At 54.8% G+C, this 3,168-nt stretch carries 2 protein-coding genes and 1 pseudogene; 1 reads left to right on the forward strand and 2 read right to left on the reverse strand.

The features are described from left to right. On the reverse strand, nucleotides 1-491 hold a 491-nt coding region (locus WBV27_RS02765; RefSeq protein WP_424199208.1), incomplete at its 3' end, for a Panacea domain-containing protein. Nucleotides 492-540: 49 nt separating this feature from the next. Continuing rightward, on the reverse strand, nucleotides 541-1,362 hold the full coding sequence (locus WBV27_RS02770; RefSeq protein ID WP_424199210.1) for an NAD-dependent protein deacylase: 822 nt from the start codon (nucleotides 1,360-1,362) through the stop codon (nucleotides 541-543). 468 nt (nucleotides 1,363-1,830) lie between these two features. Between WBV27_RS02770 and WBV27_RS02775 the strand changes: the two are divergent. Then, nucleotides 1,831-3,168: pseudogene (locus tag WBV27_RS02775) on the forward strand (vitamin B12-dependent ribonucleotide reductase); the annotation flags it as partial.

Consider the following 3,168-nt stretch of genomic DNA (forward strand, 5'->3'; position numbering starts at 1 on the left):
AAGTTCTCCAGTTCATCCAAATAAACATCAAACAACGAGTCGTAGATCCGCACTTTTTTCGCATCCTCGCGGATATCCGCAAGTTCCAGCAGTTTGGGTTCAGCAGATTCTGCCGCCGGACCCGTCCTGCTTCTGCGCCAGGATGCTTCGCGGCGCGCCAAATCCGCCAGATACCAGCCTTCGTACTGCCCGTAAGCAAAGACGATGCGGTCCAGAATGAACTGTTCGCGCTCCGTCAACTTTTTCATCTCCAACGGTTCGAAGGGATCGTAGTCTTCCTCGAAGAAGAAATGCAGTTCCGGCAGCACCGGCCCCTCTTCCCAGTTTTCGAAACTTTCCTCAAACAACGGCTCGCCCACAATCGCCAGACATTCCCGCTGCGCGAAATAGAGCATCGTCTGCAGCTTCATTTCGTTGTCGCCGAATCGGGCTGCCGTATGGTTTTCATAGGAATAGACCAAGTAGCTCGCGAGCTGTCTCAGCTTCGACATAACGACTTCCCCTTTCAAGAATTCCCATTTTGTTTCAGCGCCGTATTATTCATTTTTCAAAATATTCTTGCCAGACGTCCGCCAAAAAGGCGCCGGCATCGGTCTGGACGGCCAACTGGAAGGACAGCGACTGCGGCACGGGCGTCCGGTTCAGCAGCACGGCGTAAGGGCCTTTGAAATAGTGGACGAAGCTCGCAGCAGGGTAGACGGCCAGCGATGTGCCGATGACGACCAGCATGTCCGCGGCGCCGATTGCTGCAGCCGCGCGCTCCATCGCCTCCTCGTCGAGCATCTCGCCGTAGAGCACGATATCTGGACGCACCATCCGGCCTTGGGGGTCGCGCTGGATGCCTTCCGCGTCCATGCTGATTTGGGTGGCATCGGCGGGTTCGGCCGTTTCGAACGTCCGCCATCTCGTCCCGTTGCCGTGGAGCTCGATGACATCACTGCTTCCGGCTGTCTGATGCAGATTGTCGATGTTCTGCGTGACGACGGTGACTTCTTTGCCTGTCTGCTCAAGTGCCGCAAAAAAACGGTGCCCGGCGTTCGGGAACGCCTGCGAAAAATCGAAGTGCTCCGCATAATTGCGGAAGAAAAGCGCGGGATACGCCTCCAGGAAACCGATGCTGAGCGTCTCCTCGCCGGTGAAATGGCGGCCGCTCAGCCTGTCGAACAGCCCGCCCGCCGAACGGAAATCAGGGATCCCGCTCTCCGTGCTGATGCCCGCCCCCGTGAAGGCGACGATGCATTTTGATTTGCGGATCATGTCCGCGAAGCGTTCTTTATCGTTCATGCTTGAGCTCCTTTCTTTTGTTGTTCTTGCTGCTTTTATTATAGCTTTCGGGATGGCTGATCGGGTACTATTTCGCATTCTGGGCGGGGAAGGATTTGTTGGGGTTTCCGGATCCAGATAACGGTTTGTCCTCTCAACTGTTCGCGACTCACTTTTCCCCCGAAAACCGACTTGTACGCCTTGTCTCGGCTGTTAGGCATTCGTCCCCTCCGTAACAGCCGACGCCCACGCCCTGTCTCGGCTGTTCAGCATTTGTCCCTCTCAGAACAGTCGACGCCCACGCCCTGTCTCGGCTGTTCGCGACTCATTTTTTCCGCGAAAGCCGACAACCCCATCCCGACGCACAACACCCTCTTCTTATTGGCCGATATATTATTACAAACGCATCCCCTTCCATCCAAACAACGTTTTCAACCGTTTGCATGCTCCACCCCGCCGACTGTTCCCCTTGATTTATCCGGCGAACAGAATTAATATATATGGTATGAGAAACAAATCATCAGCACAACATCTAGTGTTTTCGCCATAAATAAGGGAGTGATTATTGTGGATGCAACAAAGACCACATTTAAAGCAGGATTCGAAAAATTGAACAAGGACATCGAGCGGTTCCCGCATGTGTTTCCGATTACGGAGGATATGCACGTGACTTATGAGGGCGTGTCCCGCCTCGTCATGTTGGATCGCTACTCCTACAAGGATTCCACCAAGGAGACCCTGTCCGAAGGGGATATCGTGATTCTTACGGTCAAGGAGGACCCGAAATATCCGGCTCGCGGAACAGGAACCGTCCTTTCCGTAAACCACAAGGAACAGACGGTCCGCATCAAAGTTTCCGAGGAATACCAGCACAACATCGATGATTTCGAAGTCGAGGAAGGCGGCATCGTGACGCGCCGGATCCTGACGTTGGACAAACCGCTGGAGCTTTTCTACGAACAGATCGCGATGCGCAACGCCCATGGCCTGGCCGAGGTCGAAATCACGCCGGAGCTGCGCCATGAAGCATTCCTGAAGTTCTACGAAGAACAGAAAGCCTTGAACTTCATCCCGGCCGGGCGCGTGCTCTACGGCGCCGGCTCCGGTACCGATGTTACCTATTTCAACTGTTACGTCATGCCTTTCGTGCCCGACTCGCGCGGCGGCATTTCCGATCACCGCAAAAAAGTCATGGAAATCATGAGCCGTGGCGGCGGCGTCGGTTCGAACGGTTCGACGTTGCGTCCACGCCACACAATAGTGAAAGGCGTCAACGGCCGTTCTTCCGGTTCCGTTTCCTGGATGGACGACATCGCCAAGTTGACGCATCTGGTCGAACAAGGCGGATCCCGTCGCGGGGCGCAGATGATTATGTTGGCCGACTGGCATCCGGATATCTTCGAATTCATCATTTCGAAGATGCAGAATCCGCGCATTCTCCGCTACATCATCGAAAATTTCGAGGATGAACAGATCCGCATGTTGGCGAAGGAAAAACTGCATTTCACGCCGTTTTCATCAAAAGATATCAACATGTATACAGGCATCGTCAACTACAAACACATCCCGGGGCATGGCGGTTTTGATGCCTCGGTCATCCATGAAGCCGAGAAGAAATTGCGCGATGGCGGCACCTACACCGTCAACAATCCTGAGTTCCTGACCGGCGCCAACATTTCCGTCTGCATCACCGACGACTTCATGGACGCCGTGATGAAGGGTGAAGAATATGCGCTGCGTTTCCCGGATGTCGAACATTACGACGCGGACGCGATGGCGCACTACGATGCCGAATGGACCAACTGCGGCGATGCCCGCGAATGGGAAGCTACCGGCAACGCCGTCCGCACCTACCGGACCGTCAAAGCCCGCGAATTGTGGCGGCTGATCAATGTCTGCGCCACT

The organism is Trichococcus sp. (assembly GCF_049589555.1).
Taxonomy (GTDB): Bacteria; Bacillota; Bacilli; order Lactobacillales; family Aerococcaceae; genus Trichococcus.

Excerpts from the sequence above, each read along its gene's own strand:
- WBV27_RS02770 (WP_424199210.1), bottom strand. The coding sequence starts at position 1,362 with ATGCGAAATAGTACCCGATCAGCCATCCCGAAAGCTATAATAAAAGCA.